Below are 23535 nucleotides of genomic sequence, written 5' to 3'. Positions count from 1 at the left end.
ACGCACCACTCGGACGGAGCAGCACCACCACTCGCACGGGGGACGTGCGTCACCCGGACGGAGGAGGCGGCGGCCGCTCAGTCCGGTGCGTGCCGGGGCGCGGCGGTCGGGCCGAAGGGCGGGCCGCCGTCCGGGCCGGACTGGCAGGTGCCGCACAGTTCGTGCCGGCCGTCATGGGTGACGACGGTCCCCCAGCCCAGGCAGTGCTCGCAGTCGCGGGCCGGACCCAGGTCGGGGCGGGGCGGCGGGGTGGGGCTGTGGTGGGCTCCGTACGCCATGCGGGGGCGGCTCCTCGAGATCGCGGTGAGTCGCGGTGCGTCGCGATGACAACGTTGACTATTTTGTCTGATTTTTTCGAGTTGTCCAGAAGTTTCCTCCGTGGAACCTCCGTGCGACCGAAATCCACCGCAATCCACTGCAACCCACCGCAATTCATCGGAAGCTGCCGGCATCCGTCGGGAGTCCGTCGGCCGTCGGCCGGTACCGGTCAGGGCAGTACGCCGTCGATCGCGATGTTCAGATGCCGCGGGCCGCGCAGCACCGCGTTCTGCCGGTACGGCGGCGGGTCCTCGACGAGCCGGGGGTTGTCCAGGCGCCGGGCCAGCGCGGTGAGCGCGATCTGGGTCTCCAGCCGGGCCAGCGGGGCGCCGAAGCAGACGTGGACGCCGCTGCCGAACCCGAGGTGCTGGATGTCGCCGCGGTCCGGGTCGAACCGGTCGGGGTCGGTGAAGCGCTCCGGATCCCGGTTGCCCGCGCCCAGGACCAGCCAGATCCGCGAGCCCTTGGGGATGGTCACCCCGCGCAGCTCGATGTCGGTGATGCAGGTGCGCGAGGGCACCAGCTGGACCGGCGGCTCGTAGCGCAGCAGTTCCTCGACGATGGCGGCCGACAGCCCCGGGTCCTCGCGCAGCCGCCGCAGGTGCTCCGGGTACCGCAGCAGCGTCAGCATGCCGTTGGTGATCAGGTTGACCGTCGTCTCGTGGCCCGCGATCAGCAGCAGCACGGCCGTGCTGAGCACCTCCATCGTGGACATGGCGCCGTCCGGGCCGTGACCGGACATCAGGTCGGACAGCATGTCGTCGCGGGGCTCCTTGGCGCGCTGCTCCGCCAGACCGGCCAGGTACATGCCGAGCTGGACCCGCGCCTCCTGCGCGGCGCGCTGGACCGGGGCCCCGGGGTCGTTGCGCGAGTCCGGGTCCAGACCGGTGACGATCGGGTCGACCCAGGCGCGGAAGCGCGGTTCGTCCTCGCGCGGCACCCCGAGGAGCCGGCAGATGACGGTCACCGGGAAGGGGTAGGCGAACTGGTCGACGAGGTCGATCTCCCGCTCGTCGCCCAGTTCGTCGAGGAGTTCGGCGACGATCCGGCCGAGCTCCTCGCGCATGTCGTCGATCCGGTGCGGCCGGTGCGGCGGCCCGAACGAGCTGTTGGCGATCCGGCGCAGCCGGTCGTGCTCGGGCGGGTCGAGCCGGATGAAACTCGGCGGCAGCCCCGTGGCCTCCGGCTCCGACAGCTCGTCGGCGCCCGGGGCGGTGAGGTTGCCCGCGTCCGAGCTGATCCGGGGGTCGTGCAGCAGTCCCAGGATGTCGTAGTAGGAGCTGACGACGTACGGGCCGCCCTCCTCCTCGTGCAGCACCGGTGTCCTGCGGAGTTCCGCGTAGAGCGGGTAGGGGTCGGCACGGCTGGAGTAGTCGGTGATCCGGCGCAGCAGCGACGGTTGCGTCATGGGAGGTCCTCGGGTGGGGAAGGAGGGGCGGGGCTCGGGCCGTGCGGCGGTCAGTGGCGGGACGGGGTGAACACCAGGCGCCGGTCGGCGGGGGAGTATCCGCTGAGCGTCACCGTCGGGCCGTGCGTCGGCAGGGACGGGTCGGGGAAGTCGGCCGGCATCGCCTTGCGGCCCTCGGGACGGCGGTCCATCGTCGGGTACTCCACCGGGAACGGGGCGCCCGTCTCGATCTGCCGTTCGTAGAACTCCAGCCAGCGCGTGTTGTCGAAGCTCACGGCGGCGATGACGCGGCCCTGGTAGCCGTAGACGCCGACGAAGCGCCGCTCGGTGAGCGAGCCCTGCGTGATCATGATCTGCTCGCCCATGGACGGCACGCCCACGGACTTGATGTTCACACCGAACTGCGACGACCAGAAGGCGGGCACCCACATGTGCGGGATGCGGTCCGAACTGGCGCTGATCATGTTGTGCGCGGCCACCTCCGCCTGGGCGACGGCGTTGCCCCAGTGCTCCAGCGACAGGAACTGGTAGCTGAACAGCGGATGCGGGGAGCGGGCCACGTCCCCGGCCACGTACACGTCGTCGGTGACGATGCCCCGGAAGTCGAAGGCCCGGCAGCCCGCGTCACAGGCGATGCCACGCGGACCGGCGCCGAGCCCCGAGCCGGTCAGCCACTCGGTGTTGCGGGTCGCGCCGAGGCAGACCACCACGAGGTCCGTCTCGACGACGCTGCCGTCGGACAGGTGGGCGGCCCGCACCCGGCCGACCGGGCTGCCCTCCAGGCCGGTGACCATGACGCCGGTGCGCAGATCCACCCCGTGGTCGTGGTGGAGTTCCGCGGCGACGGCGCCGACCACGCCGCCCAGAGCACCCACCAGCGGCGCGTCGGCCCGCTCGGCCACGGTGACCGGAATGTCCTGGTCCCGGCAGGCGGAGGCGATCTCCGAACCGGTGAACCCGGCGCCGATCACGAACACCCGGCGCGGACCGGCCTTCAGCCGCCGGTGCAGCCGGACGGCGTCGTCCCGGGTGCGCAGCACGAAGACCCCGTCGAGCTGGGCCTCCTCCTCCTTGGGCCAGGGCCGGGCGCGCACCCCGGTCGCGATCAGCAGCCGGTCGTAGGGCACCTCGTCGCCGTCGGCGAGCCGGACCCGCTGGGCGGCCAGGTCGAGCCCGGTCGCGGCCGTGCCCAGCCGCCAGACGGCGTCGATGTCGCGGCGCCGGGGCAGGTCGGTGCGGTCCGGCGCCGCCTTGCCCAGCAGGACCGCCTTGGACAGCGGCGGCCGGTCGTACGGCTGGTACGGTTCGTCGCCGATCATGGTCAGCGAGCCGCGGAAGCCCTCCGCGCGCAGGGTCTCGGCGGCCCGCAGACCGGCCAGCGAGGCGCCCACCACGACGATGCGGCCCTCGCGGCGCAGCCACTCGTGGAACTGCTCAGCGGGCATCGGGCGCCCCCTGCCCCGCCGCGGCCGCCGGCTCGCCCGGTCCGTCCAGACCGTCGGCGGTGATGGCCTGCACCGGGCAGGCGGCGACGGCACGGGCCACCTTCTCCCGCTGTTCGTCGTCGGCCCAGGGGCTGTAGACGAGCGACTCCTCGCCGTGCATGGTGAACACGTCCGGAGCGAGGAACGCGCACTGCGCGTAGCCCTGGCATCTGTTGAGATCGACGACAAGCCTCATCGGTGACCCGCCCTTCCGGCGGCCAGGTCCTCGGGGACCACCCGTTCGGCGGGCGCCCTCGGACGGCGGTCATCTCCCCTCGGACAGCATCCCGGGCCCGGCGGCCGGTCCGCGCGCCGGAACCGCCCGTCGGAGTGACGGGCCGCCGCGCTCAGTCCGCCGTCGCGGCGGCCGGCCCGGCGCGGCCGGCCACCGCGAGGATGTACGCGCTCAGCACCAGCGCCCAGGCCGGGAAGACCAGCTCGGCCCAGGGCACGGTCGAGGAGGCGAACAGCAGGGTCAGCGCGGCGAGCAGCCCGAGCACGGTCAGCCACCGGGGCAGGATCCGCAGCCGGTGTCCCATCACCGACAACGAGCAGGTGAAGACCGCCGCCATCCGCATCGCGTACCCGGTCATCAGCTCGTGGGCCAGCCGGCGGCCGAACTCCCGGGTGGCGGGGGAGGACACCGCGCCGGAGGACGGGTGCGCGGCCGTCACGACGGCGCTCGCCGCCGCCGCTGCCCCGAACATGGTCGCCACGAAGACCAGCCCGCTGCCCAGGAACACGGTCGCCAGGAACTTGTCCTCGGCGGCCCCCACATGGGTGCGCACGACCCCGGTGAACCAGAGGAAGAGGATCCCGGCCAGCGGCACCAGGGCGAGGGCCGCCCGGACCGCGTCCCGCCGCGCGGGGTCGGTGCGGACCGGGGCGGCGGCCGCTTCCGCGCCCTCCGGGATCCCCAGCCGGATCAGCACGATCGCCGCCGCGAGCAGCAGCGCGAACAGGATCCCGGCCAGCCCGGCCGCGCGCGGGGTGCGCAGCACCCGCCGGGCCGGTGTGCCCGCACCGGTCGTCACCTGCGGTAGCCGAGGATCGTCATCATGCCGGACTCGGAGTGGTACTGGTTGTGGCAGTGCAGCATCCACAGGCCCGGGTTGTCGGCGTAGAAGTCGGCGACCAGCTTGCGGTGCGGCAGCACGATCGCCGTGTCCTTGCGGGTGCCGATGTCGTTGAGGCCGGTCAGCGCGAACGTGTGGCCGTGCAGATGCAGCGGGTGCCACATGTCGGTGGCGTTGATCAGGGTGAGCCGGACCCGTTCGTCCTGGCGGACGGCGTGGCGGTGCTCGGTGGAGTAGGGCTGGTGGTCGAAGGCCCAGTTGTAGTCCTTCATGTTGCCGGTCAGCCGGATGCGGATCTCCCGGTCCGGCTTCTCGTCGCGCAGGGCCACCGACTCGTGCGGTCTGAGGCTGTGGGCCGGCAGCAGGCGGCCGTCCAGCTCGTCCGGGTGGACGGAGGGCGCGGGCAGGCCCTTGCCCTGGTCGGTACGGAGCACGGCCAGCGCCTTCGCCCTGTCGCCCTTGCCCTCGGCCAGCGCGACCAGCGGGAAGGTGCCGTCCTTGACGGTGACGACCACGTCGTAGCGTTCGGCCATGCCGATGAGCAGCGCGTCGGTGTCGCGGTGCTCGACCGGGTAGCCGTCGGTGTGCGTGACCGTCATCCGGTGGCCGCCCAGCGCCACCCGGAAGGCGGTGTCGGCCCCCGCGTTGATGAGCCGCAGCCGCACCCGGTCGCCGGGCTTGGCCCGGAACACCTGCGCGGACTGCGGCAGCCGCCCGTTGATCAGGTAGTACGGGAAGTCCACATTGCCGCCCATGCCGTCCAGGAGACGGCTGTGGGACTGCCGCAGGATGCGGGACGGGCCGCCCGCCGCCCTGCGCAACGGCGCACTGCGCCCACCGGACGGACGCGGACTGCCGGAACCTTCCTGCTGATGGTCGCCGCCCATCTCCATGCTCATCGCCGGGTGCTTGCCGCCGTGCAGCTGCGCGAGCACGCCGTCCGGGGTGGAGCCCTCCACCCCGTCCACCCAGTCGTCCAGGACGACGACCCACTCCTTGTCGTAGGACAGCGGTTCCTTGGGGTCGTCCACGATCAGCGGCGCGTACAGCCCCCGGTCGGGCTGCATGCCCTCGTGCGAGTGGAGCAGGTACGTGCCCGGGTAGGACACCGCGAAGCGGTAGCGGAACTCCTCGCCGGGCTTGATCCCGGGCTGGGTGAGGCCGGGCACACCGTCCATGTCGCAGCGCAGCCGGACCCCGTGCGAGTGCAGCGTCGTCGCGACGGGCAGCCGGTTGGCGAGCGTGAGGTCCAGGATGTCGCCCTGTGTCACCCGGATCTCGCGGCCGGGCAGCCTGTCGCTGTACGTCCACGTCCGGAACGAGCGTCCGCCCACGTCGCACGTGGCCTCGGCGGCGGTGAGGCGGAAGGTGCGCACCGGTCCCGTGCCGCGCTTGCGCTCGGCGGCCAGCACCTCGGGGTCGGACGGGTTCACGTACCCCTTGGGGCCTTTGGGGACGAAGGGGCGGTGGCCGCCGTCCGCGGTGCCGGAGCCCTGGACGGTTCCCGGGTGCGGACCCGTCTCCGAGGAGGAGCCGGACCCCGAGCAGGCTCCCAGGAGACCCGAGCCGGCAGCCATGATCGAGGCACTGAGCAAAGTGCGCCGCGTAGGTGTGTGCATGAATGAATAACACACGTTTTATGGCGATATGTGGGAGAACTGGGGCGGCGCGTCCGCTGATCTCGACGGTCAATTTCCGCGCGGTGGCCCCGGCCTTCGGGGGTGGTCACCCGGTCGGCCGAAAGGGGTGCGTGGCGGTGCGCGCGGCAGCCGGTACCGCACCCGGCGGCACGGAGGGCGCCGGTCCGCGGGATCCCCGGTGCCGTCCGGTCCGCGTGCACCAACCTGCCGTCCCTCGCGGCACGTTGGCCGGAACCGGCCTCTCGCCGGCCCCATGCGGCGCCGCCCGGTACGACGGAGCGGCGGCGGGAACCCGGTCCGAGGTCCTGCCGCCGCCGCTGTCACGTCAGTTGACGCGTGCCGCCGCCCTGCGCGTGTTGTTGTACAGGCGCAGCAGATGCTTCGCCACGGGGCAGGGCGCGGCGTCGGCACGGCACTGGCGGCACGTCTCCAGATGGTTGCGGTAGTCAGAATGCGCTTGCGGCAGAGCATCGCCCTGGGGCGGCATGAGGATCCTCGCACGGGGGGTTCGGACGGCGAACGGCGCTCAACTCGGCTGTACGGAGCACCTGGAGCCAAAGTTGATCACGTTACTGCCGGTAGTGGAAAGCGGCATCAGGCCACGCTGTGCCACGCCGAATTCCGTGACCGGCCGGTCCCGAACGACAGGTCCTAGCCCTAGCCGCTCTGCCGCCCGGAGTACGCCCACCAGCGGCCCTCGTGCCGGTTCACCGCGATCGGCCGGCCGAAGCAGGACGTCAGCCGGTCGCCGGTGAGCACCTCCGCCACCGGCCCGCTGGTCAGGATGCGGCCCTCGCGCAGCAGCAGCGCGTGGCTCACTGCGGGGGACAGCTCCTCCAGATGATGGGTGACCGTCACGGTCGCGAGCCGCGGACGCCCCTCGGCCAGCCGGTGCATGGCCTCCACCAGGTCCTCCCGGGAGGGCAGGTCGAGGGCGTTGAACGGCTCGTCCAGGAGCAGCAGCGCGGGCTCGGCCATCAGCGCCCTGGCGATCAGGATCCGGGCCCGCTGCCCGCCCGAGCAGACGCCGTACGGCCGGTCGGCCAGCTCCTTGATCTCCAGCTCGGCCAGCAGCGCGCGGGCACGCTCGCGCACCTCGTCGTCGTAGGACCGCCACAGCGGCTGCACCGTGCCGGTGTGGCCGGTGAGGACCACCGTGTGGGCGTCGAGGTCCTGCGGCACGCGCTGCGCGGAGGTGACGTGTCCGATCCGGGCCCGCAGCTCCCGCACGTCGACCCGGCCGAGCCGGGCGCCGAGCACCTCGACACTGCCGGAGGTGGGGTGCATGAGCGCGCCGAGCAGCCGCAGCAGCGTGGTCTTGCCCGCGCCGTTGGCGCCCAGCAGCGCCCAGTGCTCGCCGGGCCGGACCGTCCAGTCGACGCCGTCGAGGATCACCTGGTCGGTGGTGTAGCGGCGTACGCCCACCTCGCGGAGCGCCACGACGGCCTCCGGTCCGTGCGGCGCTGTGCGTTCCGTCGTCTCCTCGGCCATCCCAGGGCTCCCCTTCGGTGCGTGCGGTCCCCGTCCGTCGGCACGACAGACAGTAGATGCATCCGGCACCTTGTCGCCGGTCCGTCCGGTTCGTGGACGCCGGCTCAGGCGGCGAGGTCCCGGGTGTCGCCCATGACCACGACCGGGTGGAGGCGCGGGTCGAGCGTGCGCAGCAGGTAGCGCATGGCGTCCTCGGACTGGCTCACGCAGGCGGAGGTGCCGCTGCCGTGGTCCATGTGCAGCCAGATGCTGCCGCCCTTGTGCTGTCCCTCGGGCCGGGTGGGGTCCTCCGGCGAGGTGCCGCGCACCCGGTTGTAGTCGATGGCGATGACGTAGTCGAAATCGTGCCAGGAGTTCTTGTTCCAGGAGTGCGGCGCCTGGAAGGAGGCGGACCTGGTGTACGGCAGCCGGGCCCCCGGATCGGCCAGCACCCCGCCCGCGTCGCTCAGCGTGAACACGCCCACGGGGGTGCGCTGGTCGCCCTCGTGGTGGTCGGCCGTCCAGCCGTTGCGGCCGTTGTGCGCGGGCCAGGAGCGCTCCTGCCGCCAGCCGGAGCCCTGCCGGGTGAAGAGCCGCACCGTCGCGTCGGGGGAGTCCGGCCCGGCGCCGTAGACGGCGACCACCTGGCGGGTGGCGGCCGGGACCTGCCGCCAGAGCCGGTCGCCGATGCCGGGCACCCGGGCCGGTGCCGTGCCGTGCGGAGCGGCGGCCGTCCCGCTCGCGCCGCCGTTCCCGCCGCCCTTCGCCCTGGAGTGGCCCGAGCCGCCGCACCCGGTCAGGGACATCGCGAGGGCTCCGCAGACCACCGTCGCGGCAGCCTTCCGTATCGCACCGCTCTTCCGCATGGCGCCCATGATGGCACCGCGCCCGCCCGGTCCGGCCCGCGGGCCCCCACCCGGCGTGTCACCCGAATGGCCCTCCGTGACTGCGTGCCTACGGCTGATCGGGTGTCTCCTGGAGTCAGAGAGGCGTCCATCAAGGGAGCCGATCATGTATGAGATGTGTGCAGGAGCCGAGGAACCGGGCGGCGCGCCGGTGTGGCATGTCATGGCCAAGAACACGGTGACCACGCTCTGCGGGCGGCGGCTCGGCCGGCGCGTCGACGGGGCGAACGCGCAGCGGGCCGGTCATTGTTCCTCGTGCATGGCCCTGTTCGGGAAGCTGATGACCGCTCCGCCGGCCGTCGGTTCTCCCGCCGGCACGGACCACTAGCGGTCCGGGTCCGTGGCCGGAGGGCCCCGTCCGCCCGGGACACCACTCGGGCGGACGGGGCCCTTCCGGCGCCCGGGGGCGGCACCTCGGGACGCCGGGACGCCATGACGACCCATGGACGACCCATGACGACCCGTGACGACCCATGGCGGACGACCCACGACGGCCATTTGCCTAACATCTTTAGGCGCGGGCACAATCCCTTCAGGCAACAGAAGGGAGCACTGTGCCACGCGCGGGACTCACCACCGACCGCCTGGTCCGGGCCGGGGCGGAACTGGCCGACGAGGTCGGCTTCGAACAGGTGACCGTCTCGGCGGTCGCCAGGCGGTTCGACGTCAAGGTCGCGAGCCTGTACTCGCATCTGAAGAACTCCCAGGACCTCAAGACCCGCATCGCCCTGCTCGCCCTGGAGGAACTGGCCGACCGGGCCGCCGAGGCGCTGGCCGGACGGGCGGGCAAGGAGGCGCTGGCCGCCTACGCCGACGTCCTGCGCCGGTACGCCCGTGAGCACCCCGGCCGCTACACCGCCGCCCGGCTCCCGCTCGACGCGGAGACGGCCGCCGCGAGCGCGGGCGTGCGGCACGCCCAGATGACGCGGGCCGTCCTGCGGGGCTACGACCTGGCGGAACCGCAGGAGACCCACGCCGTCCGGCTGCTCGGCAGCGTGTTCCACGGCTATGTGAGCCTGGAGCTGGCCGGCGGATTCAGCCACAGCGCGCCCGACTCCGGCCAGACCTGGTCCTGGATCCTGGACCGGCTGGACGCGCTGCTGCGCGACCCCGCCACCCGCTGAAACCGCCGTCTCAAGGACCGGTACCGGCCGACGAACATCCGCCCAACCCGTGACGACTCGGGCGTGTCGGTGCTACAAAGGCCGCATGGCAGACCGTTTTGCCCGTCTTCGACGGATACCGGGGCGGTCGCTGGCGGGAAAGAGTCCGCGAAGCGTTGCCGGACAGGTGTTCGTTCTCCAGGTGGCCCTCGTGGTACTGCTGGTGATCGGCGCCGTCCTCGCTCTCCTCCTCCAGTCGCAGCGGGACACCAGTGCCGAGGCCAGACGCCGCTCCGTCGCCGTCGCCCAGACCTTCGCCCACGCCCCCGGTGTCGTCGCCGCGCTGCGCGGGCCCACCCCCTCGGCCGTGCTCCAGCCGCTGACGGAGGCGGGCCGCCGGACCGCGGGCGTCGACTTCATCGTCGTCATGGACACCCACGGCATCCGCTACACCCACCCCCTGCCCGACCGCATCGGCCGGCGCTTCGTCGGCACCATCGGCCCGTCGCTGGCCGGTCAGGTCCGCACCGAGAGCGTGCACGGGCCGCTCGGGCATGAGGTCCAGGCCATCGTCCCGGTCGAGGACACCGGCGGCCATGTGGTCGGCCTGGTCTCCGCCGGGCTGAAGGTCAAGAACGTCACCGGGCAGGTCTACCACCAGATCCCGATCATCCTGACCGCCGGAGCCATCGCCCTGGGCCTGGCCACCGCCGTGACCGCCCTGGTCGGCAGGCGGCTGCGCCGCCAGACCCACAGCCTCGGCCCGGACGAGATGACCCGCATGTACGACCACCACGACGCGGTCCTGCACTCCGTGCGCGAAGGCGTGCTCATCGTCGGCGGCGACGGCCGGCTGCTGCTGGCCAACGACGAGGCCCGGCGGCTCCTGGACCTCCCGCCGGACGCCGAGGGCCGGCCGGTGGCCAAGCTCCCGAAACTGGAGCCGGAGACCGCGGCGCTGCTCGCGTCCGGCCGGGAGGCCACCGACGAGGTCCATCTCGCCGGCGGACTCCTGCTCGCCGTCAACCAGCGCCCCACCGACCGCGACGGAGGACCCGCGGGCACCGTCGTCACCCTGCGTGATTCCACGGAACTCCAGGCGCTGTCCGGCCGCGCCGAGGTCGCCCGGGAACGGCTCAACCTCCTCTACGACGCCGGGCTCGGCATCGGCACCACCCTCGACATCGCCCGCACCGCCGACGAACTCGCCCAGGTCACCGTGGACCGCTTCGCCGACTTCGTCACCGTCGACCTCGACGACGCCGTCCTGTGCGGCGAGGAGCCGGAACCCGCCTCCGCCGGGATGCGCCGTGTCGCCGTGCGCGGCGTACGGGACGACCATCCCCTCTACGAGAAGGGCCGGCTGATCGACTTCGTGCCCACCACTCCGCAGGCCCGCGGCTACGGCACCGGAGTGTCCGAACGGCTGCCCGACCTGGCCTCGGCGGCCGGCTGGCAGGCACAGGACCCCGAGCGCGCCGGGCGGATCGTCGACTACGGCATCAACTCGCTGATCACCGCACCGATCCGGGCCCGCGGCGCGGTGCTGGGCGTGGCCAACTTCTGGCGCTCCAAGGAGCACGGCCCCTTCGAGGAGGAGGAGCTGTCGCTGGCCGAGGAACTCGTGGCCCGCGCCGCCGTCAGCATCGACAACGCCCGCCGCTTCACCCGCGAGCACGCCCTCGCCGTCACCCTCCAGCGCAGCCTGCTGCCGCGGGCCCTGCCCGAACACGGCGCCGTCGAGGCCGGCTACCGCTACCTGCCCGCCCAGTCCGGCGTCAGCGGCGACTGGTTCGACGTGATCCCACTGCCCGGCGGCCGGGTGGCCCTCGTCGTCGGGGACGTGGTCGGCCACGGTCTGCACGCCGCCGCCACCATGGGCCGCCTGCGCACCGCGGTGCACAACTTCTCGACCCTCGACCTGCCTCCCGACGAACTGCTGAGCCACCTCGACGACCTGGTCGGCCGCATCGACCAGGACGAGGACTGCCCCGAGACCGCGGCCAACGTCGTCGGCGCCACTTGCCTGTACGCGGTCTACGACCCCGTCTCCCGCCGCTGCGCCATGGCGCGCGCCGGACACCTGGCCCCCGCGCTGGTCCGCCTGGACGGCACCGTCACCTTCCCCGACCTGCCCTCCGGACCGCCGCTCGGCCTCGGCGGCATGCCCTTCCGCACCGCCGAACTGGAACTGGAGGAGGGCACCCAGCTCGCCCTGTACACCGACGGCCTCATCGAGGACCGCCACCGCGACCTGGACGAGGGGATGGAACTGCTGCGCCGGGCGCTGGCCGGACACCCCGAGCGGGACCCGGAGGAACACTGCCGGGCCGTGCTCGACGCCCTGCTGCCCGCCCGGCCGCGCGACGACGTCGCCCTGCTCGTGGCCCGCACCCGCGCACTGCCGCCCGAGCGGATCGCCGACTGGGACGTGCCGCCCGACCCGGCCGCCGTCGCCGGCATCCGGGTCGCCGCCTGCGCGCAGCTCGACGCATGGGGCCTGGCCGAACTGGGCTTCGTCCTGGAACTGGTCCTCAGCGAACTGGTCACCAACGCCATCCGCTACGGATCGGCACCGATCCACGTCCGGCTGATCCACGACCGCGCCCTGATCTGCGAGGTCTCCGACGGCACCAGCGCCTCCCCGCACCTGCGCTACGCGGCGACCACCGAGGAGGGCGGCCGGGGCCTGTTCCTGGTGGCGCGCACGACCGAGCGCTGGGGCACCCGGTACACCCCCGAGGGCAAGGTGATCTGGGCGGAACTGGCGCTGCCCGAGCTCCCTCAGGAGACCTGAGGACGGCCCACCGAGACGATCACCTCCCGCAGTTGCTCCACGTACAGCCGCATGTTCTTGTACGCGATGTCGGTGTCCGGATAGCGGCTCGCGAACTGGAGCCCCTCGTGCAGCCGGTTGATCCACGCGCACACCTGGTCGCCGTAGGAGACCCTGATCAGGCCGTACGCCTTCAGCCCCGTCCAGTCGCCGGAGCCGGGGATGTCCCGGGCGTCGACGAACGAGATGATCGAGTACAGATCCGGGGAGGTCGGCCGGAAGTCGGCCCCCAGCAGCCGCAGCACCCGGGCCAGCGGCATCCTGGACAAGGGCCTGGCGGCGCGGAGCCGGTCGCTCACCATCCGCAGCAGGGCCGGGAAGTCGGCCGCCCGCGCGGTCTCGACCTCGATCGGCGCACCGCCCACGTACCAGCCCACCGAGTCCCGCCACTGCGACTTGCGCCGGGTGTGGAAGGGGACCACCGTGCGGTAGACCGGCTCCCCGCCGATCTCGTGGACGATCAGGGCGGTGGCCGCCAGGATGCCGACCAGGCTGCCGCCGTAGGGCCGGCAGTACGCCTCGAAGGCGGCCGCGTCGCCGGCGTCCACGAGCATCTCGTTCATCAGCTTCTGGCGGGGCAGCGGACCACCGGGCTCCAGACCGAGGTCCAGGGGGAAGTTCGGCAGCCGGCCGTCGCAGCGGCCGATGAAGTCCCGCCAGCGCCCGACGACGGCGTCCGTGCGGTCGATCCCGTCCGCGTCGGCCCGCTCGGTCCGGCAGAAGTCGACATAGCTGCTGACCGGCCGGGGCTCCGGGCGGCTCCCTCCGGCACCGGCACCGTACAGCTCATGGATCTCGGCCGGGATCCGCTGCACCGAGTAGGAGTCCACGTTGCTGTGGTCGAACGCCATGTACACGCTGGCACCGTCCTCCCGGACGACCGCCGTGAACAGGAAGTTCGGCCAGCGCAGCGCGTCCGCGGTCCGGTCGAAACGGTCCTGCAGATGCTGGACCAGCACGCCCGGGTCGTCGAAGTCGCCGATCGTCTCGCGGCGCAGTGCCACGTCGGCGGCGTCGAGCGTGAAGCGGCGCATGTCGTCGCCGGTCCAGCGGAAGCCGCTGCGCAGCGTCTCGTGCCGGAGCATCCAGCCGCGCAGGGCCTCTCCGAGCGCGTCGAGATCGACTCTGCCGGGGACGTCGAACGCGGTGCCCAGCCAGGTCGGCACGAACAGCCCGCCCTCGCGGACGGACCTGGCCGTCCTGATGTGCGACTCCTGGATGTACGCCGGCGGTCGGGCATCGTCCGGGAGATCCGATGCGGTCCGGACGGCCGCCGGGTCGAGTGTCCACTCGACCAGCCGTCCGGGCCGGACCTCGCAGCGCTGGATGTCGGTCATACGCAAGAGAAGCCTCCGTCGCAGAGGGGGTACCAGGGAAGCAACTGCGTACGGGCACGGGGGGTTGCGGGTCGCCGGGCGGCGTTCGAACGGCGGGGTCACCCGTTCCGGGGGCGCGTCAGCGGACGGGCAGGGTGTCGTAGGTCCGGAACGTGTAGATCGCGTCGTAGCTCATCAGGTTGCCGCTCGGCGCCGGCAGTCCGAGCCGGCGGCCGAGTATGCGGGTCAGCGGACCGCAGTGCCCGGCGGCCGGGGCGGCGAACGTGTCGTCGTACGCGGAGAACCGGATCACGGGCGGGTCGGTGGACAGCCACTCCGAGGGGCTCGGCCGCTTCAGGGCGAAGTCGACCGGCGCGTCGGCCCCGATCACGCAGCTGCGGGGCAGCAGCGGGCTCACCAGCCGGAAGCGGAGACTGAACCGGCCCGTGTAGAAGTCGGACCGGCCGCCGTACTCGGGCTGGAGCGACAGGCCCGTCAGCGGTGTCAGGCCGGCCCGCGCGGTGCCGGTCAGGCCGCCCGGGACGGGGGTGGCCGTGCTGTGCATCGCTCCCCACACCTGTCCCGGCGTCCCGTCGGGCAGCGGTCCTTCGGCGTGGGTCATGGTGATCGGTGCGAGCGTCACCGCGAGGCCGCCCATCGACAACCGCGGGGCGGCGGCGTGCACTTCGCAGCGCCAGGCGGCCGGGTCGACGCCCGCCGGGAGGGCGGGGCAGTCGCGGAAGTCCGTCGGCACGGCCACGGAAGCGGTGACGGGGCCGGGACGGCCGGAACTTGACGGAGCGGAGCCGGACGGACCGGAGCCGGAGGAGGGAGCGGAGACGGACGAGAAGGACGGAGCGCCCGGCTGTGCGGCACTCGCGGGCAGCGCGCCCGCGAGGCCCACCAGGGCGACCGCACCGGCCAGGGCCCCGGCGAAGAGGGCACGGGGACGGGGACGGGAGCGGGGGCGGGGACTGTGCGCAGTGGTCTTCGGCATGTCCCCAGCCTGCCGAACCGCACCGGTCGGTCACTATCCGTGACATCCCCGGCGCCACCCTGACCGGACCCTGACGCCGTGTCAGGGTCCGACCCCGAGATCCCTCACCCGGCCTTCGCCGCGGCCCGCGGCAGGGTCAGCACCGCGGCGCAGCCGAGGACGGCGACCATCGCGAAGAAGTAGAAGCCCCACGGGTGGCCTATCCCGGCGGTGACCAGGGCGCCGGTGACCGACGGACCCACGATCGAACCGATCCGGCCGATCCCGGACGCCGAACCGAGGGCGGTGCCGCGCACGGCCGCCGGGTAGAAGTCGGTCACGTAGGCGTAGACCAGCACCTGGGCCGAGAAGACGAACACTCCGGTGAGGAAGACGACCAGGTCGAGCAGCAGGTCGTTGTGCATCCTGACGCTCAGACAGGCCAGCATCAGCACCGAGACCGCGAACCAGGCGACCGTGGTGCCCTTGATGCCCCGGCGGTCGGCGACGTACCCGCCCACGAGCAGACCGACGACCCCGCCGACGTTGAGCACCAGGAGCTGGGTGACGGCCGTGGGCACCGGGTAGCCGGCGTCGTTCATCAGCTTGGGCAGCCAGGTGTTGAGCCCGTAGACCAGCAGCAGCCCCATGAACGAGGCCACCCAGACACCGATGCCCGCACGCAGGTACGCCGGCTTGAGCAGTTCGGTGAACGGCACCCGTGAGGAGCCGTCGCCGTCCGTCTCCCGGGTGCGGACGAACGCCTCCGACTCCGGCAGCCGGAACCACTGGACGGCCGCGATGACGAGACCGGCGGCGCCGAGCACATAGAAGAGGATCTTCCAGTCGTCCGTCACCTGGAGGGCCAGCAGCGAGGTGATCACCGCACCGGTGTGGTAACCGGTCATGGTCAGGGTGCTGGCCCGTGCCCGCCGGTGCGCGGGCATGTGCTCGGCCATCATCGTCAGCGACACCGGCATGCAGGCGCCCAGCCCCAGCCCGGCCACCAGCCGCAGCAGGGCGAACACCGTCACCGAGCCGGCCAGCGGCACCAGCAGCGTGAAGACGGAGAACAGCAGCACCGAGGCGATGAGCAGCCGCCGCCGCCCCAGCCGGTCGGCCAGCGGTCCCACGCACACCGCGCCGACGGCCACGCCGACGAGCGAGAGGGTCGCGATCGTGGTCGCGTCCCCGGCGGTCATGCCGAGATGGTGGGTCTTGAGCAGGGTCGGGATGATGGCACCGAGGACGACGAGGTCGTAGCCCTCCAGCATGACGGTGATCCAGCACAGGACCACGGTCCAGACGTTGCGTCCGGAGGCGGCGGTCCGGTCCGGGGCGTGGGACGGGACGGTGGATGTCATCGGGACATACCCCCCTGGGGAGCGGGTGCGGGCGGAGCGGGGACGGAGCGGAGGATCGCGCAAGGGAACGGGCTGCCGGTTGTCGGGGACGGGACGGCGGGCGGGCGTCCGCGGACGGACGGCGGGCCGCTCGGAACGGGGAGCCGGCTAAGAACGGGGAGCCGGCTCAGAACGGGTAGTCGGCGATGTCCGGACGGATCGTGACCCACTGGGTCTCGGTGAACGCCTCGGCGTTGGCCCTCGCGCCGCCGAAGCGGGAGCCGGTGCCGGACGCCTTGACCCCGCCGAAGGGCGCGTTCGGCTCGTCGCCGACCGTCTGCTCGTTGATGTGGACCTTGCCCGACTCGATCCGGTCGGCGAGCTTCATCGCCGTACCGACGTCGCCGAGGATGCCCACCGACAGGCCGTACTCGCAGTCGTCCACGATCCGCGCGGCCTCCTCCAGCGTGGCGAAGCCGAGGACCGGCGCGACCGGGCCGAAGACCTCCTCCCGCCAGGCCGGCATGTCCGTGGTGACGCCGGACAGCACGGTCGCGCGGTAGCAGGCGCCGTCGCTCTCGCCGCCCGCCGCGAGCGTGGCGCCCGCCGCGACCGACTCGGTGACGATGCGGTGCACCCGCTCCAGCTGGCCGCGGTCGATGAGCGGGCCGAGCGCCACGTCCGCGCGGGCCGGGTCGCCCACCGGCAGTGCGGCGGCCTTCGCGGCGAGCGCGGCCGTGTACTCCTCCAGCAGCGACTCGTGGACGATGTGCCGGCCGGTCGTCATACAGATCTGCCCCTGGTGCAGATAGGAGCCGAAGGCGCCCGCCGACGCCGCCTTGCCCACGTCCGCGCCGGGCAGCACCACCAGGGCGTTGTTCCCGCCCAGTTCCAGATGGGCCCGCTTGAGCAGACGGCCCGCCTGCTCGCCGATGGCCCGGCCGACCGGAGTGGATCCGGTGAACGAGACCACCCGCACCTGCGGGGCCTCGACGACGGCCCGGCCGACCTCGCCGTCCCCCGGCAGCAGGTGCAGCACGCCTGGGGGAAGCCCCGCCTCCTCGAAGATCCGTGCGATGACGACCCCGCCGCTGACCGCGGTCCGCGGGTCCGGCTTGAGCAGCACCGCGTTGCCCAGGGCGAGCGCGGGCGCCACCGAGCGCAGCGCGAGCAGCAGCGGGAAGTTGAAGGGGGCGATGACGCTCACGACCCCGGCCGGGCGGCGCCGGGCCAGGGACCAGCGGGCCTCCTCGGAGGTGAGCACCTCGCCCTGAGGATGCGTGGGCAGGCCCGCGCACTCGAAGAACTCGCCGACCGCGAGCCCCACCTCGAAGGCCGCCTTGGCGCGCACCGACCCCGCCTCGCGCACCAGCCACTCCTCGGCCTCGGCGGCGTGTTCGGTGAGCAGCTCGCCCGCCCGGCGCAGGACGCCCGCCCGGCGGGCCGGCGGCAGGGCCGCCCACCCGCGCTGCGCCTCGGCCGCCCGCGCGGCGGCGCGCGCCGCGTCCTCGGCCGTGGCGAGGCCCACGGTGCCCAGCCGGTCGCCGGTGGCCGGTTCGGTGACCGGCCGCGTCGCACCGGCGTCCGCCCAGCCGTCGCCGAAGAGCTTTCCGGCCCAGACGCCGCTGTCCAGGAGTGTCATCGAAGGTTCCCTCTCGTTTCCGTGGGTGGTGCGCGGGGGCGGCCAGCAGGTGCCGCGTGCCGCGCTGCGGGCGTTGTTCCCGTCAGGAGGGCGTCGTGAGCACCGTGTCCACCTGGATCAGCCGCGGTCCGTCCGGACGCTCGGCGAGCAGGGCCCGCAGTTCCTCGGCGTCCCCGGCCTGCCGGGCGGCGACTCCGTAGCCCTCCGCGATCCTGGTGAAGTCCAGGCCGGGGATGTCCAGGCCCGGCGCGTCGGGCACCCCGAGCAGGTCACCGAACCAGCGCAGCGCGCCGTACGTCCCGTTGCGCAGCAGGACGACGGTCAGCGGGACCCGGTGCTGGGCGGCCGTCCACAGCGCGGTGATGCCGTAGTTCGCCGAGCCGTCCCCGATCACGCCGACGACCGGCCGGTCCGGCTGCGCCAGGGCGACCCCGACGGCGCCGGGCAGCCCGAATCCGAGCCCGCCGGCCGCGGGGAAGTAGTAGGAGCCGGGCCGGCGCAGGTCCATCTGGCGCCACCACGCGGCGCTCGTGGAGGTCGACTCGACGACGTACGCGGTGTCCTCGGGCTGCTCGTCGCGGAGCGCGGCGAAGACCTGCTCGGGGTGCAGGCGTCCGGCCTCACCCGCGGCCGGTTCGGGCACGGGCCGGTACGGGCCGACGGGCGCGGTGGGCGCGCCGAGCCGTTCGGTCAGCAGTTCGATGACCGCGCCCGGGTCGGCGACCAGCGCCTCGCCCATCGGGGCCCGCGCCGCCGCTGCCGCGTCCTCGGTCACCTGGATCAGCCGGGTGCCCTCGGGCAGATACCGGCCGGGCAGGTACTCGTGGTAGCGGAACACCGGAGCGCCCAGCACCAGCACCAGGTCGTGGCCCTCCAGCGCCGCGCACACGGGGGCGATCCCGGCGGGCAGCACACCGCGGAACAGCGGGTGCCGGTTGGGGAAGGGCAGCCGGAACTGCGAGGGCGCCGCCCACACCGGACCGCCCAGCCGCTCGGCCAGCCGCACCGCGCCGTCGAAGAGCCCGGCCGCGTCGATGTCGCCGCCCAGCACCAGCGCGGGCCGGCGCGCCGAGGCGACCAGCTCCGCCAGCCGGCGGCCCTGTCCGGCGCTCGGCTCGGCACCGCGCTCGACCCGCCGGTCCAGCACCGCCAGGGTGTTGTCGCCGGCCTCGGCCGCCCAGTCGTCGTACGGCACCGACAGGTACGTCGGCCGCCGCTGGAGCCGCGTCTCGAAGACGGCCTGGGCGAGGGCGCGCGGCACATCCTCGGCGCACGCCGGCTCCGCCGCCCAGCCGACCAGCGGCTTCATCAGGGCCGGGGCGTCGACGTTGGCGAGGTTCGCCTCCGGGCCGACGGCCGGGCGCACCTGCTGCCCGGCGACGATCACCAGCGGGGTGCGGGCGGAGACGGCGTTGGTGAGCGCGCCCATGGCGTTCCCGGAGCCGGAGGCGGCGTGCAGGTTGACCAGCACAGGTCGGCCGGTGGCCTGCGCGTAGCCGTCCGCCATGCCGACGACGGCACCCTCGTGCAGACCGAGGACGTAGCGGAAACCGGCGGGCAGGCCGGCGAGGAACGGCAGCTCGTTGGAGCCGGGGTTGCCGAACACGGTGGTGAGGCCCTGACGCTTCAGGAACTCGTGGGAGACACGACGTACGGAGGACACCGGAAGTTCCTTTCGGAGTGACGCAACGCACGCTAGGCAACGCTCCGACATGAACACCAATAGATGTTGTGGGCCCGCGTTATAGAGTTGGTCGATATGAAGACCTTCGATCTCAACCTCGCGCGGGTCTTCGTCCTGCTGTACGAGACCGGCAGTGTCACGGCCACCGCCGAGACCCTGCACGTCACCCAGCCGACCGTCAGCTACAGCCTGGGCAAGCTGCGCCGGCACTTCGACGACGAGCTGTTCCGGCGCACCGGACGCGGGCTGAGCCCCACCGCGGGCGCCCGGCGGCTGTACGAGCCGCTGCGCCGCGCCCTCGCCGAGATCGACGGCACCGTCCGCCAGGCCGACACCTTCGAGCCGGAGGTCATGGCGGGCTGCTTCACCGTGGCCCTGTCCGACCTCGGCGAGGCCACCCTGCTGCCCCGGCTGCTGGCCGCGGCCCGTGAGCGCGCGCCCGGGGTCTCCTTCACCGTACGGGCGCTGGACGTGGACGACGCCGAGCAGCAACTGCGCCGCGGCGACCTCGACGCGTTCGTGGCCACCCCGGTGCTGACCTCCCACCGGACCGTGCGGATCCCGCTCTTCCACGAGCGCTACGTCGGCATGGTCGCCGCCGACCACCCGCGCATCCGCGGCGACGCGGTCACGCTCGCGGACCTGGCCACCGAGCACCACGCCACGGTCTTCGGTCCCAGCGGACACGTCGTGCCGCGGGCCGTGCTCGCCGCGCACGACCTCCTGGACCGGGTAGCCGTGGACGCCACCCGCTTCTCGATGCTGCCCTATCTGCTGGAGCAGACCGACCTCATCGCGATCGTCCCCGAGTACGTCGGTGAGGTCTTCACCGCCTCCCACCGGGTGCGCCTGGTCCGCCTGCCGTTCGAGACCGAGCCGACCGAGGTGGCGCTCTACGCCCGGCACGAGTCCTCGCGCACCCCCGCGCAGCGCTGGCTGGTGCGGTTCATGGCCGAGGTGCTGGGCGAGCGGGTGAGCCCGGCCCAACTCCCGCCCCACACCGTCGCCACCGACCGGCCGGCGCCCCCCGCGCCCCCGGCCGAGTAGCCGGGGGAGTAGGCCGACCGGGTGCATTCCGCCGGGCGTTGGGCCATTCCGGCGACGACGGACGGCGCTTCGCGCGCGCAAGACGCGAGGATGAGGACGAGCCCTGCGGGGCGGAACCCACGCATCCATGTCTTGAGAGAAAGCGTGTCACGGGCCGCATGACAGACGTTCAGCAGATCACACCGGAAACCACCGGTCCCCGTCGTCGCCTGCGACCCGGAGCCGTCGTGGTCAAGTGGGTCACGACGACCGATCACAAGACGATCGGATCGCTGTACCTGGTCACCTCGTTCGTGTTCTTCCTGTTCGGCGGCATCCTGGCGCTGGTGATGCGCGCGGAGCTGGCCCGGCCGGGTCTCCAGATCGTGTCCACCGAGCAGTTCAACCAGGCGTTCACCATGCATGGCACGGTCATGCTGCTGATGTTCGCGACGCCGCTGTTCGCCGGCTTCACGAACTGGATCATGCCGCTGCAGATCGGCGCGCCGGACGTGGCCTTCCCCCGGCTGAACATGCTGGCCTACTGGCTCTACCTGCTCGGCTCGCTGATCGCGGTGGGCAGCTTCCTCACCCCGAACGGCGCCGCCGACTTCGGCTGGTTCGCCTACTCCCCGCTGACCGACGCGGTGCACTCACCGGGCATCGGCGGCGACCTGTGGATCATGGGTCTGGCGCTGTCCGGCTTCGGCACCATCATGGGCTCGGTCAACTTCGTCACCACGATCGTCTGCATGCGCGCCCCGGGCCTGACCATGTTCCGCATGCCGATCTTCGTGTGGAACGTGCTGCTCACCAGTGTCCTGGTGCTGCTCGCCTTCCCCGTCCTCGCGGGCGCGCTGCTCGCCCTGGAGGCGGACCGCAAGTTCGGCGCCCATGTCTTCGACGCGGCCAACGGCGGAGCGCTGCTGTGGCAGCACCTCTTCTGGTTCTTCGGGCATCCCGAGGTGTACATCATCGCGCTGCCGTTCTTCGGCATCGTCACGGAGATCATCCCGGTCTTCTCCCGCAAACCGATCTTCGGCTACATGGGCCTGGTCGGCGCCACCATCTCCATCGCCGGGCTCTCCGTGACGGTGTGGGCGCACCATATGTTCGTCACCGGCGGAGTGCTGCTGCCGTTCTTCTCCTTCATGAGCTTCCTCATCGCCGTCCCGACCGGCGTGAAGTTCTTCAACTGGATCGGCACCATGTGGAAGGGGTCGATCTCCTTCGAGACCCCCATGCTGTGGGCGGCCGGCTTCCTGGTGACCTTCCTCTTCGGCGGTCTCACCGGTGTCCTCCTGGCCTCCCCGCCGCTGGACTTCCACGTCTCCGACAGCTATTTCGTGGTGGCCCACTTCCACTACGTCGTCTTCGGCACGGTCGTCTTCGCGATGTTCGCCGGATTCCACTTCTGGTGGCCGAAGTGGACCGGCAAGATGCTCGACGAGCGGCTGGGCAAGATGACCTTCTGGATGCTGTTCGTCGGCTTCCACACCACCTTCCTGGTGCAGCACTGGCTGGGCGCGGAGGGCATGCCCCGCCGCTACGCCGACTATCTGGCGGCCGACGGCTTCACCGGCCTGAACATGGTCTCCACCATCGGCTCCTTCCTGCTGGGCCTGTCGATGCTGCCGTTCCTCTACAACATCTGGAAGACGGCGAAGTACGGCCGCAAGGTCGAGGTCGACGACCCGTGGGGCTACGGCCGGTCGCTGGAGTGGGCGACGTCCTGCCCGCCGCCGCGGCACAATTTCGTCACCCTGCCCATGATCCGCAGCGAGTCCCCGGCGTTCGACCTGAACCACCCGGAGGTGTCGCTGGCGGACCGGCAGGAGAACCTGGGCCTGCCGGCATGACGGACGCGGCGGGACGCACGGGCGAGGAGCCGCTCGCCCCCGCCCACCTGGCCGACCAGGTGGAGGGCTATCTGCTGTGGCAGGCCAGGATCGCCGAGGCCGAGGAGCGGGCCCGCGCCTTCACCGAGCCGCTGCCGTGGCTGACCACCGCCCAGCGCGAGGAGATCGAGGCGCACTATGTCCGCGACAGCCTCACCCGGGCGCGGGCCGATCTGCAACGCGTCGCCGACCGCTGCCGGGCGCTGCGCGGCGAGTACGAGGAGCGCTACCAGCGGCTCCGCGCCCGCTGTCTGGCCTTCTCGATCGCCGGACTCACGGTGATCGCCGCGGCCGTCCTGCTGGCTGCGGCCGTCACCCAGACCTGACCCCGGCCGGCCTCGCCGCGGACCCGTCCCCGGCGCTCACAGCTGCCCGCGGACGCCGGGCTCGCGCGGCGGCCGGTCCGCCCCGTCGTCCGCCTCCTCCATGACGCGCCGCGCCTCGCCGCGCCGCCGGACGGGCAGCACCGTACGCCGGCGCAGGTCCTCCAGCAGGAAGGCGGTCCCCGCGTACAGGGCGAGCAGCACCAGCAGCAGCGCGGCGGCGGCATCGGCGAGCCGGACCGCCTCCGGCGCACCCAGCTCGTCGGCGGCCGCCAGCGCGGTGCGCACCGCCGACACGCTCAGCACCGCGCCGAGCAGCGTCTTGCCCAGGAAGCCGGTGACCGCGAGCGGCACCAGCATGAGGGCGAAGGCGCCCAGGTACATGCCGGTGGCCACGCTCCGGTCCTGGTCCGGCGCGGCGATGTGGAGCACGCCCTGCGCCGCCCACGAGGTGGCGAACAGCCCGAGCGCCGCCGCGGCCGCCGTGTCCCGGGACAGGAAGGCCATCACCGCGGCCAGGAACTCCAGCGGGAAGACGAAGACCGCGAGCAGGATGCCCGCCGGGCGCATCTGGTCGCCGCCGATCAGCCCGAGGGAGATCCCGGCGAGCAGGAACATGCCGATGCCGAAGGCGAAGAACCCCAGCGGCAGGGGATTGCCGTACGGCCGGACGGTGACGGTGGCGCCCCGCGCCCGGTCCGCTTCGGTGCGGATCACGCCCGCCGCGTACCCGTCGGCCTCCGCGGGAAACGCCGAGGTGGCGCCCGGTGTCAGAGCCGCGTCAGGGCCACGTCAGGGCGGCGTCAAGGCCGGGGCGCGGGCCGTATGAGAGGCGTCAACGGACGTTCGGACCGACCTGTACAGGGGTTTTCCTCTACTCGTCCGAAGCATCCGAACCATTCCAGGAGCTCACGATGGCCGATCTGGCCTTCGTCGTCACCACACTCGCGGTCTTCGCGCTGGTGGCCCTCGTCGCCAAGGGGGTGACGAAGCTGTGACCGCCGAGAACGTCGTCGGCCTGATCGTGGCCGTCGCCCTGCTGGGCTATCTCGTCCTCGCCCTGATCTTCCCGGAGAGGTTCTGAGCC

The 23535-nt window shown here is 72.7% G+C and carries 20 protein-coding genes; 6 read left to right on the top strand and 14 right to left on the bottom strand.

Annotated features, from left to right (window positions below; translation table 11 throughout):
- Positions 1–77 precede the first annotated feature (77 nt).
- From A8713_RS02015 to A8713_RS01980, 8 genes are all read right to left on the bottom strand, one after another.
- Entirely contained in the window at positions 78–278 is a 201-nt protein-coding gene (locus A8713_RS02015; RefSeq protein ID WP_064531115.1) for a hypothetical protein, read from the bottom strand.
- 209 nt (positions 279–487) lie between these two features.
- On the bottom strand, positions 488–1726 hold the full coding sequence (locus A8713_RS02010; RefSeq protein ID WP_064531114.1) for a cytochrome P450: 1239 nt from the start codon (positions 1724–1726) through the stop codon (positions 488–490).
- 50 nt (positions 1727–1776) lie between these two features.
- Positions 1777–3171, bottom strand: coding sequence for an NAD(P)/FAD-dependent oxidoreductase (locus tag A8713_RS02005; RefSeq protein ID WP_064531113.1), 1395 nt, complete (start codon positions 3169–3171; stop codon positions 1777–1779).
- A complete protein-coding gene (locus tag A8713_RS02000; RefSeq protein ID WP_064531112.1) occupies positions 3161–3406 on the bottom strand; it encodes a ferredoxin in 246 nt (81 codons plus the stop codon). Before A8713_RS02000 ends, A8713_RS02005 begins: the two co-directional genes overlap by 11 nt.
- A gap of 151 nt (positions 3407–3557) precedes the next feature.
- Positions 3558–4244, bottom strand: coding sequence for a hypothetical protein (locus A8713_RS01995; protein WP_064531111.1), 687 nt, complete (start codon positions 4242–4244; stop codon positions 3558–3560).
- Entirely contained in the window at positions 4241–5905 is a 1665-nt protein-coding gene (locus tag A8713_RS01990) for a multicopper oxidase family protein (protein ID WP_064531110.1), read from the bottom strand. Before A8713_RS01990 ends, A8713_RS01995 begins: the two co-directional genes overlap by 4 nt.
- A 678-nt stretch (positions 5906–6583) precedes the next feature.
- Positions 6584–7417 carry an ABC transporter ATP-binding protein gene (locus A8713_RS01985; protein ID WP_064531109.1) on the bottom strand — a complete coding sequence of 278 codons (834 nt, stop codon included), beginning with the start codon at positions 7415–7417 and terminating at the stop codon, positions 6584–6586.
- Positions 7418–7521: 104 nt separating this feature from the next.
- Entirely contained in the window at positions 7522–8262 is a 741-nt protein-coding gene (locus A8713_RS01980) for a L,D-transpeptidase family protein (protein ID WP_237305287.1), read from the bottom strand.
- A 593-nt stretch (positions 8263–8855) separates the two neighbouring features.
- On the opposite strand from A8713_RS01980, the gene A8713_RS01970 reads away from it, so the two are divergent.
- Together A8713_RS01970 and A8713_RS01965 are read left to right on the top strand one after the other, a co-directional pair.
- Positions 8856–9425, top strand: coding sequence for a TetR/AcrR family transcriptional regulator (locus tag A8713_RS01970; protein ID WP_064531107.1), 570 nt, complete (start codon positions 8856–8858; stop codon positions 9423–9425).
- A gap of 85 nt (positions 9426–9510) precedes the next feature.
- Positions 9511–12201 carry a SpoIIE family protein phosphatase gene (locus A8713_RS01965; protein ID WP_173860792.1) on the top strand — a complete coding sequence of 897 codons (2691 nt, stop codon included), beginning with the start codon at positions 9511–9513 and terminating at the stop codon, positions 12199–12201.
- Here the strand turns inward: A8713_RS01965 and A8713_RS01960 are convergent.
- From A8713_RS01960 to mdlC, 5 genes are all read right to left on the bottom strand, one after another.
- The gene (locus A8713_RS01960) at positions 12189–13583 is read right to left on the bottom strand and encodes a condensation domain-containing protein (RefSeq protein WP_064531106.1); all 1395 of its coding nucleotides are present in this window, start codon (positions 13581–13583) and stop codon (positions 12189–12191) included. The two genes, A8713_RS01965 and A8713_RS01960, sit on opposite strands and share 13 nt — an antisense overlap.
- A 112-nt stretch (positions 13584–13695) precedes the next feature.
- A complete protein-coding gene (locus tag A8713_RS01955; RefSeq protein ID WP_237305286.1) occupies positions 13696–14553 on the bottom strand; it encodes a hypothetical protein in 858 nt (285 codons plus the stop codon).
- Positions 14554–14657: 104 nt separating this feature from the next.
- Complete coding sequence (locus tag A8713_RS01950) at positions 14658–15896, bottom strand: MFS transporter (RefSeq protein WP_064531105.1); 1239 nt, start codon at positions 15894–15896, stop codon at positions 14658–14660.
- A gap of 166 nt (positions 15897–16062) precedes the next feature.
- The gene (locus A8713_RS01945) at positions 16063–17517 is read right to left on the bottom strand and encodes a benzaldehyde dehydrogenase (protein ID WP_064531104.1); all 1455 of its coding nucleotides are present in this window, start codon (positions 17515–17517) and stop codon (positions 16063–16065) included.
- Positions 17518–17599: 82 nt separating this feature from the next.
- Positions 17600–19180 carry a benzoylformate decarboxylase gene (mdlC, locus tag A8713_RS01940; RefSeq protein ID WP_064531103.1) on the bottom strand — a complete coding sequence of 527 codons (1581 nt, stop codon included), beginning with the start codon at positions 19178–19180 and terminating at the stop codon, positions 17600–17602.
- 96 nt (positions 19181–19276) lie between these two features.
- Here mdlC and A8713_RS01935 point away from each other — a divergent pair, with 96 nt between their 5' ends.
- The 3 genes from A8713_RS01935 to A8713_RS01925 all read left to right on the top strand — a co-directional run bounded on the left by A8713_RS01935 (position 19277) and on the right by A8713_RS01925 (position 22451).
- Entirely contained in the window at positions 19277–20248 is a 972-nt protein-coding gene (locus A8713_RS01935) for a LysR family transcriptional regulator (RefSeq protein ID WP_064531102.1), read from the top strand.
- Between the two features lie 158 nt (positions 20249–20406).
- Positions 20407–22086 (top strand): aa3-type cytochrome oxidase subunit I, encoded by a 1680-nt coding sequence (gene ctaD / locus A8713_RS01930; protein WP_064531101.1) that lies wholly within the window; start codon positions 20407–20409, stop codon positions 22084–22086.
- Positions 22083–22451, top strand: a complete 369-nt coding sequence (locus A8713_RS01925) for a hypothetical protein (protein WP_064531100.1) — start codon at positions 22083–22085, stop codon at positions 22449–22451. The genes ctaD and A8713_RS01925 overlap by 4 nt, the downstream gene beginning before the upstream one ends.
- A 36-nt stretch (positions 22452–22487) precedes the next feature.
- Here the strand turns inward: A8713_RS01925 and A8713_RS01920 are convergent, their stop codons facing one another.
- On the bottom strand, positions 22488–23165 hold the full coding sequence (locus A8713_RS01920) for a GPR1/FUN34/YaaH family transporter (protein WP_064531099.1): 678 nt from the start codon (positions 23163–23165) through the stop codon (positions 22488–22490).
- Positions 23166–23442: 277 nt separating this feature from the next.
- On the opposite strand from A8713_RS01920, the gene kdpF reads away from it, so the two are divergent.
- Positions 23443–23532, top strand: a complete 90-nt coding sequence (gene kdpF / locus A8713_RS01915; protein ID WP_018566520.1) for a K(+)-transporting ATPase subunit F — start codon at positions 23443–23445, stop codon at positions 23530–23532.
- The last annotated feature ends 3 nt before the right edge of the window (positions 23533–23535 follow it).

The organism is Streptomyces sp. SAT1, from assembly GCF_001654495.1.
GTDB classification, from domain to species: Bacteria; Actinomycetota; Actinomycetes; order Streptomycetales; family Streptomycetaceae; genus Streptomyces; species Streptomyces andamanensis.
This window is presented reverse-complemented; position numbering and strand designations above follow the sequence as displayed.

Coding starts and splice junctions, on each gene's coding strand:
- A8713_RS01925 (WP_064531100.1), top strand. CDS start 22,083: ATGACGGACGCGGCGGGACGCACGGGCGAGGAGCCGCTCGCCCCCGCC.
- ctaD (WP_064531101.1), top strand. CDS start 20,407: ATGACAGACGTTCAGCAGATCACACCGGAAACCACCGGTCCCCGTCGT.
- A8713_RS01980 (WP_237305287.1), bottom strand. CDS start 8,262: ATGCGGAAGAGCGGTGCGATACGGAAGGCTGCCGCGACGGTGGTCTGC.
- A8713_RS02000 (WP_064531112.1), bottom strand. CDS start 3,406: ATGAGGCTTGTCGTCGATCTCAACAGATGCCAGGGCTACGCGCAGTGC.
- A8713_RS01955 (WP_237305286.1), bottom strand. CDS start 14,553: ATGCCGAAGACCACTGCGCACAGTCCCCGCCCCCGCTCCCGTCCCCGT.
- A8713_RS01945 (WP_064531104.1), bottom strand. CDS start 17,517: ATGACACTCCTGGACAGCGGCGTCTGGGCCGGAAAGCTCTTCGGCGAC.
- A8713_RS01950 (WP_064531105.1), bottom strand. CDS start 15,896: ATGACATCCACCGTCCCGTCCCACGCCCCGGACCGGACCGCCGCCTCC.
- A8713_RS01990 (WP_064531110.1), bottom strand. CDS start 5,905: ATGCACACACCTACGCGGCGCACTTTGCTCAGTGCCTCGATCATGGCT.
- A8713_RS02010 (WP_064531114.1), bottom strand. CDS start 1,726: ATGACGCAACCGTCGCTGCTGCGCCGGATCACCGACTACTCCAGCCGT.
- A8713_RS01985 (WP_064531109.1), bottom strand. CDS start 7,417: ATGGCCGAGGAGACGACGGAACGCACAGCGCCGCACGGACCGGAGGCC.
- A8713_RS01935 (WP_064531102.1), top strand. CDS start 19,277: ATGAAGACCTTCGATCTCAACCTCGCGCGGGTCTTCGTCCTGCTGTAC.
- A8713_RS02015 (WP_064531115.1), bottom strand. CDS start 278: ATGGCGTACGGAGCCCACCACAGCCCCACCCCGCCGCCCCGCCCCGAC.
- A8713_RS02005 (WP_064531113.1), bottom strand. CDS start 3,171: ATGCCCGCTGAGCAGTTCCACGAGTGGCTGCGCCGCGAGGGCCGCATC.
- A8713_RS01965 (WP_173860792.1), top strand. CDS start 9,511: ATGGCAGACCGTTTTGCCCGTCTTCGACGGATACCGGGGCGGTCGCTG.